At 41.4% G+C, this 6,704-nt stretch carries 8 protein-coding genes; 6 read left to right on the forward strand and 2 right to left on the reverse strand.

From position 1 onward, the window contains the following. Nucleotides 1-46 precede the first annotated feature (46 nt). Both ACINWC141_RS04640 and ACINWC141_RS04645 read right to left on the reverse strand, forming a co-directional pair. Nucleotides 47-841 (reverse strand): TorF family putative porin, encoded by a 795-nt coding sequence (locus tag ACINWC141_RS04640; RefSeq protein WP_009388340.1) that lies wholly within the window; start codon nucleotides 839-841, stop codon nucleotides 47-49. 82 nt (nucleotides 842-923) lie between these two features. After that, nucleotides 924-1,838: a LysR family transcriptional regulator gene (locus ACINWC141_RS04645; RefSeq protein ID WP_009388382.1), complete on the reverse strand. Its 915-nt coding sequence runs from the start codon at nucleotides 1,836-1,838 to the stop codon at nucleotides 924-926. Between the two features lie 100 nt (nucleotides 1,839-1,938). Here ACINWC141_RS04645 and ACINWC141_RS04650 point away from each other — a divergent pair, with 100 nt between their 5' ends. From ACINWC141_RS04650 to ACINWC141_RS04675, 6 genes are all read left to right on the forward strand, one after another. Beyond that, nucleotides 1,939-3,045: a muconate/chloromuconate family cycloisomerase gene (locus ACINWC141_RS04650; protein WP_034677664.1), complete on the forward strand. Its 1,107-nt coding sequence runs from the start codon at nucleotides 1,939-1,941 to the stop codon at nucleotides 3,043-3,045. A 23-nt stretch (nucleotides 3,046-3,068) separates the two neighbouring features. Further along, nucleotides 3,069-3,359 (forward strand): muconolactone Delta-isomerase, encoded by a 291-nt coding sequence (gene catC, locus ACINWC141_RS04655; RefSeq protein WP_000897236.1) that lies wholly within the window; start codon nucleotides 3,069-3,071, stop codon nucleotides 3,357-3,359. Between the two features lie 161 nt (nucleotides 3,360-3,520). Further along, nucleotides 3,521-4,441: a catechol 1,2-dioxygenase gene (catA, locus tag ACINWC141_RS04660; protein ID WP_009388357.1), complete on the forward strand. Its 921-nt coding sequence runs from the start codon at nucleotides 3,521-3,523 to the stop codon at nucleotides 4,439-4,441. A 134-nt stretch (nucleotides 4,442-4,575) separates the two neighbouring features. After that, nucleotides 4,576-5,247 carry a 3-oxoacid CoA-transferase subunit A gene (locus ACINWC141_RS04665; RefSeq protein WP_009388371.1) on the forward strand — a complete coding sequence of 224 codons (672 nt, stop codon included), beginning with the start codon at nucleotides 4,576-4,578 and terminating at the stop codon, nucleotides 5,245-5,247. Nucleotides 5,248-5,265: 18 nt separating this feature from the next. Next, nucleotides 5,266-5,919 carry a 3-oxoacid CoA-transferase subunit B gene (locus ACINWC141_RS04670; RefSeq protein WP_009388334.1) on the forward strand — a complete coding sequence of 218 codons (654 nt, stop codon included), beginning with the start codon at nucleotides 5,266-5,268 and terminating at the stop codon, nucleotides 5,917-5,919. A 264-nt stretch (nucleotides 5,920-6,183) separates the two neighbouring features. Continuing rightward, nucleotides 6,184-6,704, forward strand: a 521-nt coding sequence (locus ACINWC141_RS04675) for a thiolase family protein (RefSeq protein WP_009388353.1), incomplete at its 3' end; no start/stop codon positions are given.

Here is a 6,704-nt window from a genome sequence, read left to right on the forward strand (position 1 = left end):
AGCCTGATCACTCAAAATAAAGTAATCAGGCTTTTTTATTTATAAATTAGAACACTTTTTTTACAGAAACTGTAAAGGTCGAATCAATCGGATTTGATATAGGTGCGCCTGACTCACCATTACTATACTTTTTATAGAAACCATTTTTATCCCATGCTTTGGTATAGGCTAATCCTGTACTCCAACCATCACCTAAATCTTTAATCAGCTCGGCTTTAACATCCTGAAAATTAGCTTCTGAGAAGTTTTTAATTCTTTCATAGCCATAATGAGCACCGAAGCTCCAAGTTTCATTGATAGGCTGTGTAAAGTTCAGGTCTAAATAAGTTGTTCCTCTTGACCGTTTACCTGCTGGACCTCCCATCGTATCTGAGTTATAGCCTGCATAATCGGGTGTATAGGTAATAAAATATTTAAGACTTAGAGGACCATAGCTAATTTGAGGTACAATTTCGCCATAGTTATAACTGGTACTGCCCGTTTCAGGCGTACTTGCAGCTCCCGGATAGTAGTAATAAAAAACAGTCATTCCAGCCGAAAATTTATCGAAAGTTTTGATATAACCTGCATAAAAATCCCACTCAACTGAAGCATCCCGAAGATAGTTAGAACTTACATTCGATGCCCAAGTACCCACAAATAATCCATTTGGATTTGCATAGTCTAGACCAACTTGTAATGCAGGCTTGCCCCAAGTTTGTTGAAAACCACGTGAAATATATTGACTTGCGAAGGTTACATTAGCACTGTAGGGAGAAACTTGTTCTTGTTCATTTAATTGTTCAGCATGTATAACACCTGTAGACATAATGAGAGAAGCTACGCCTAAAATTTTTCTCATCTATTAATTCCTTTTAAATATTACCTATAGGTTTAAAGTTTTTAAAATAACATGATAAGTCATTTAAAAGCGTATTAAAAACTTATAAATTTAAATTTCTGGATACTTCTTCTTGACTATAGATCTCTTCAATACAATCTAAAATTTTAGGAATGTACGAACTTTGGTCCATGTTTCTCATTGATAAAGAAATAGGACTATAGGCTTCTAAATCTAAGATATTTAAATAAATTAAATTCTTCATTCCAATATCACAAGCACTTTCTGGAATAATACAAATACCCTCGCCCGATGCCACCAAACCAAGCGCCATGTGAATTTCTCGGACTTCGGTCAACTTGGCTGGTATTAAACCTAACTTGGTAAATAAAGCTTGAATAGTGGTCGAAAAATTAGGCTTAGGTGTCGTTGGGTAAGAAAAAATAGTCTCATTAATAATCTGAGATAAGTAAATTCCTGAATCTTGAAACTCACTTAAGGGATGTTTTTTATGAATCGCGAGTTTTAATTTTTCTTTTCGAAGTAAAAGTCTCTTAATGGCAGGGTCACTAATCGGTAAACGGCCAAAACCTAAATCGATTTTTCCTAACTTTAAAGCCTCGACCTGATCTCGGGTACCACATTCAATAAGCTCGACATGAATGTCAGGGTTTTTTTGCCTAAATAGATAAATGACCTGTGGTAAACGCCCATACAGAAGTGAACTCACATAGCCAACTTTGACAATATTCTCTACCAGCTTCATTTTTTTAGCCATGGAAGCAGCTTGAGCCGTATGCGTTAAAATTTGAACAGCATGTTGGTAAAAAAACAGACCTGCTTCTGTGGCTTTTAATGGACGCGACCCTTTCACAAACAAATCAATACCTAACTCTTCTTCTAGTTTTTTGATTTGACGTGTTAAAGGTGGCTGGGCAATAAAAAGCTTCTCAGCCGCTTTTGTCAGACTTTGCTCCTCAACAACGGTCACAAAATAACGTAGATGTCTTAATTCCATTAATATACCTTTTTAGTATCTTAAAATACCGTTCTATATCTATTTTAGGCTATTACATTCTTCTATGGTATGTAAACAAGTTTGAAATAGTTGAAACTTCATGTATAGAACCATAGAAACCATACTTGTGGATATTCCAACTATCCGTCCTCACCAATTGTCTGTGACTACAATGCGTACTCAGACTTTGGTGCTCGTTAAAATTACGACCACGGATGGTATTGTCGGTTGGGGCGAAGCGACCACCATTGGTGGATTGAACTATGGTGAAGAAAGTCCTGAAAGTGTCAAAGCCAATATTGATACTTACTTTGCACCATTACTCGCATCAGTTAAAGATTTAAATGTTGCTCAAACACTAAAACTGATTCGTAAGAATATTAATGGTAACCGTTTTGCGAAATGTGCCATTCAGACCGCTCTACTTGATATTCAGGCAAAACGTTTAGGCGTGCCATTAAGTGAAGTTTTAGGTGGCCGTCTGCGTAATAGTTTACCTGTACTTTGGACGCTCGCGTCTGGTGACACAGAAAAAGATATTGCTGAAGCTCGAAAAATGATTGAGTTAAAACGTCATAACACGTTCAAACTCAAAATCGGTGCACGCCCTTTGCAACACGATGTTGATCATGTGATTGCAATTAAAAAAGCACTAGGTGCAGATATTAGTGTACGTGTCGACGTAAATCGTGCATGGTCAGAGCTGGAATGTATTCAAGGTATTCAACAGCTACAAGATGGCGGAATTGATTTAATTGAACAGCCTTGTGCGATTCAAAATACTGAAGCACTTGCTCGTTTAACGCGTCGTTTTGATGTCGCAATCATGGCAGATGAAGCGTTAACTGGCCCTGACAGTGCATATCGTATTGCAAAAAGTCATGGTGCAGATGTATTTGCCGTGAAAATTGAACAGTCTGGTGGTCTGATCGAAGCATGTGAAGTGGCCAAGATTGCGGGTTTAGCGGGAATCGATCTTTATGGCGGCACTATGCTTGAAGGCCCTGTAGGTAGTATGGCTTCTGCTCATGCATTTGCAACCTTTGAAACATTAGCGTTTGGCACAGAATTATTTGGTCCGTTATTACTTACCGAAGAAATTTTGAAAGAACCGCTGCGTTACGAAAACTTTGAATTGCACTTGCCAACAGCTCCAGGCTTAGGCATTGAAATTGATGAAGATAAAGTTGAAAAGTTACGTCGTTAAGGCAACAGGATAAGGAGTTTCCCATGTTATTTCATGTACGTATGGATGTGCATATTCCACTTGATATGCCAGCCGACAAAGCAAATGAAATTAAGGCCGTTGAAAAAGCCTATTCGCAAGATTTACAGCGTCAAGGTAAATGGCGTCACATCTGGCGTATTACAGGCCAGTACTCAAACATCAGTATTTTTGATGTCGAGAGCAATGAAGAATTGCACAACATTTTACAGGGATTACCTCTATATCCTTACATGAATATCGAAGTGATGGCGCTTAATCGCCACCCTTCTTCTGTTCGTGATGATGATTCGTAATCCAAAAAAATAGTTTGAGTGTGTGGTCTGAAGCACATTTAAAAACTAAATATATTGATTCAGAAGGTAACAAGGAACGTGGTAGCAACCATTCGCTAGCAAAATAAAATGCCCGCAACTCTGCCACCCAAAACCGTATTGCATACTTAAGGAGCTTTAGTATGAACCGTCAACAAATTGATGCGCTTGTAAAACAAATGAATGTCGACACAGCTAAAGGCGAAGTCGATGCACGTGTTCAACAAATTGTAGTGCGCCTTCTCGGGGATTTATTTCAAGCAATCGAAGATTTAGACATCCAGCCTTCAGAAGTATGGAAAGGTTTGGAATATTTTACCGATGCTGGTCAAGCCAATGAACTTGGTCTTTTGGCAGCTGGCTTAGGTCTAGAGCACTATCTTGATTTACGTGCAGATGAAGCTGATGCAAAAGCTGGCGTTACGGGTGGCACACCTCGTACCATTGAAGGTCCACTTTATGTAGCGGGTGCGCCTGAATCTGTTGGTTTTGCGCGTATGGATGATGGTACTGAATCTGGCAAAATCGATACCTTAATTATTGAAGGTACTGTGACCGATACTGATGGCAATATCATTGAAAATGCTAAAGTTGAAGTATGGCATGCCAACAGTTTAGGTAACTACTCATTCTTTGATAAGTCTCAATCTGACTTTAACTTACGCCGTAGTATTTTGACTGATGCAAATGGTAAATATGTTGCATTAACGACTATGCCTGTGGGTTATGGTTGCCCGCCAGAAGGTACAACTCAAGCCCTTCTTAACAAGTTAGGCCGTCATGGTAACCGTCCATCTCATGTTCACTACTTTGTATCAGCACCAGGTTATCGCAAGCTGACTACTCAATTCAACATTGAGGGTGATGAGTACTTATGGGACGACTTCGCTTTCGCAACTCGTGATGGCTTAGTAGCAACAGCAGTTGATGTAACTGACCCAGCTGAAATTCAACGCCGTGGTTTAGATCACGCTTTCAAACACATCACGTTCAATATTGAACTTGTTAAAGATATTGATGCTGCACCTTCAACTGAAGTTGAACGTCGTCGCGCTAGCGCTTAATTGAAAGTGTATGTGAGTTAAAAGTTCGCTTTTGACTCACAAAATTTATTCCATTTATTACTACCATTAAGAATTTCAATAAATTTTTAGCGGTAGTAATACATCACGTTACCTCATGCTCTAAGGTTTCTCACATGATTGACAAAAGTAAGTCCTCACTTAGCGAGGTTCTATCCCAGATTAAAGATGGCGCAACCATTCTGATTGGTGGTTTCGGTACCGCAGGACAACCCGCTGAGCTCATTGACGGTCTGATTGAACTCGGTGTTAAAGGCTTAACCATTGTCAGCAACAATGCCGGCAATGGCGATTATGGCTTGGCGAAACTGCTTAAAGCCGGTTCAGTTAAAAAAGTGATTTGCTCTTTCCCACGTCAGTCAGACTCTTATGTGTTTGATGAATTGTACCGTGCCGGAAAGGTTGAGCTTGAAGTGGTGCCACAAGGTAATCTGGCTTGCCGTATTCAGGCAGCAGGTATGGGACTAGGCGCTGTGTTTACCCCGACAGGCTTTGGAACACTTTTAGCTGAAGGCAAAGAAACCCGCGAGATTGATGGGAAAGATTACGTACTCGAATATCCAATCAAGGCTGACTTTGCCTTGATTAAAGCTTACAAGGGCGATCGGTGGGGCAATCTGGTTTACCGTAAATCTGCACGTAACTTTGGCCCGATCATGGCCATGGCTGCGGATGTCACCATTGTTCAGGTGTCTGAGGTAGTTGAGCTAGGTGGATTAGATCCGGAGCACATCATTACCCCAGGTATCTTTGTACAGCACGTTGTACAAGTCGCACCCGCACAGTAAGCAATAAGGAGAAATAACATGAGCTACCAGAAACTCAGCCGTGACCAGATTGCAAAACGTGTGGCACAAGATATTCCAGATGGCGCCTATGTGAACTTGGGTATTGGTTTACCCACCAAGATTGCCAGTTACCTACCCAACGATAAAGATATTTTCCTTCATTCTGAAAATGGCCTGTTGGCTTTTGGCCCACCGCCAGCGGCAGGTGAAGAAGACCCAGAACTGATTAATGCAGGTAAAGAATTTGTGACCATGCTAGAAGGTGGCAGCTTTTTCCACCATGGCGATTCGTTTGCGATGATGCGTGGTGGTCACCTTGATATTGCCGTGCTTGGTGCGTTTCAGGTTGCAGCGAATGGCGACTTGGCAAACTGGCACACCGGTGCACCAGATGCAATTCCTGCTGTGGGTGGTGCGATGGATTTGGCGGTTGGTGCCAAGAAAGTATTTATCACTACAGACCATGTGACCAAGCAAGGTGAGCCTAAGATTGTTGCTGAGCTCACTTATCCGGTTACAGGTAAACACTGCGTTGACCGTATTTATACCGATCTATGTGTGATTGATGTGACTAAAGATGGTTTAAAGGTGATTGAGAAAGTTGAAGGTCTTAGCTTTGAAGAGTTACAGGCTTTAACGGGTGCAACTTTGATTGATGCAACTCAAGATTAAAATTTAAACAGCAGTAACTATCGTGAGAGGCGACATGGATGTCGCCCGTTGGACAGGGAGGCAAGGAAGCCTCCTCTGTTCAGCAAAGGTTTTTGGTTACTTTTTAAAAAAAGTGACAAGAATTAGCTACTGATATTTGACTCAACACGATAAGACTCTGTCATGACTACTTTTAACTTAGTAACCATGATGATCGCCAGCAAAATCTGGAAAGTCTAACAATGTGGCAATGACAGCAACAGATTTCAAAATGGAAATGTAAGAATGAAAAACGCTTATATCATCGATGCCATCCGTACTCCATTCGGCCGTTATGCCGGTGGCCTTGCACCTGTCCGTGCCGATGACCTTGGTGCTGTGCCGATTAAGGCTTTAATCCAGCGTAACCCAAGTGTAGATTGGGAACAGGTCGATGATGTGATTTATGGCTGTGCCAACCAAGCTGGTGAAGATAACCGTAACGTGGGCCGTATGTCAGCTTTACTTGCAGGTCTACCGTATCAAGTGCCTGCGACCACCATTAACCGTTTGTGTGGTTCATCTCTCGATGCCATTGCCATTGCTGCCCGTGCCATTAAAGCCGGTGAAGCAAATTTGGTGATTGCAGGGGGTGTAGAAAGTATGAGCCGTGCGCCCTATGTGATGGGTAAGTCTGACAGTGCCTTTGGCCGTAGCCAGAAGATTGAAGACACCACTATGGGCTGGCGTTTCATTAACCCGAAACTTAAAGAATTGTATGGTGTAGACACCATGCCCCAGACTGCCGAAAACGTGGCTGAACAGTT

Origin of the sequence: Acinetobacter sp. WC-141 (assembly GCF_000313935.1) — a bacterium.
In the GTDB taxonomy this organism is placed as follows: Bacteria; Pseudomonadota; Gammaproteobacteria; order Pseudomonadales; family Moraxellaceae; genus Acinetobacter.

Excerpts from the sequence above, each read along its gene's own strand:
- ACINWC141_RS04640 (WP_009388340.1), bottom strand. The coding sequence starts at position 841 with ATGAGAAAAATTTTAGGCGTAGCTTCTCTCATTATGTCTACAGGTGTT.
- ACINWC141_RS04645 (WP_009388382.1), bottom strand. The coding sequence starts at position 1,838 with ATGGAATTAAGACATCTACGTTATTTTGTGACCGTTGTTGAGGAGCAA.
- ACINWC141_RS04650 (WP_034677664.1), top strand. The coding sequence starts at position 1,939 with ATGTATAGAACCATAGAAACCATACTTGTGGATATTCCAACTATCCGT.
- catC (WP_000897236.1), top strand. The coding sequence starts at position 3,069 with ATGTTATTTCATGTACGTATGGATGTGCATATTCCACTTGATATGCCA.
- catA (WP_009388357.1), top strand. The coding sequence starts at position 3,521 with ATGAACCGTCAACAAATTGATGCGCTTGTAAAACAAATGAATGTCGAC.
- ACINWC141_RS04665 (WP_009388371.1), top strand. The coding sequence starts at position 4,576 with ATGATTGACAAAAGTAAGTCCTCACTTAGCGAGGTTCTATCCCAGATT.
- ACINWC141_RS04670 (WP_009388334.1), top strand. The coding sequence starts at position 5,266 with ATGAGCTACCAGAAACTCAGCCGTGACCAGATTGCAAAACGTGTGGCA.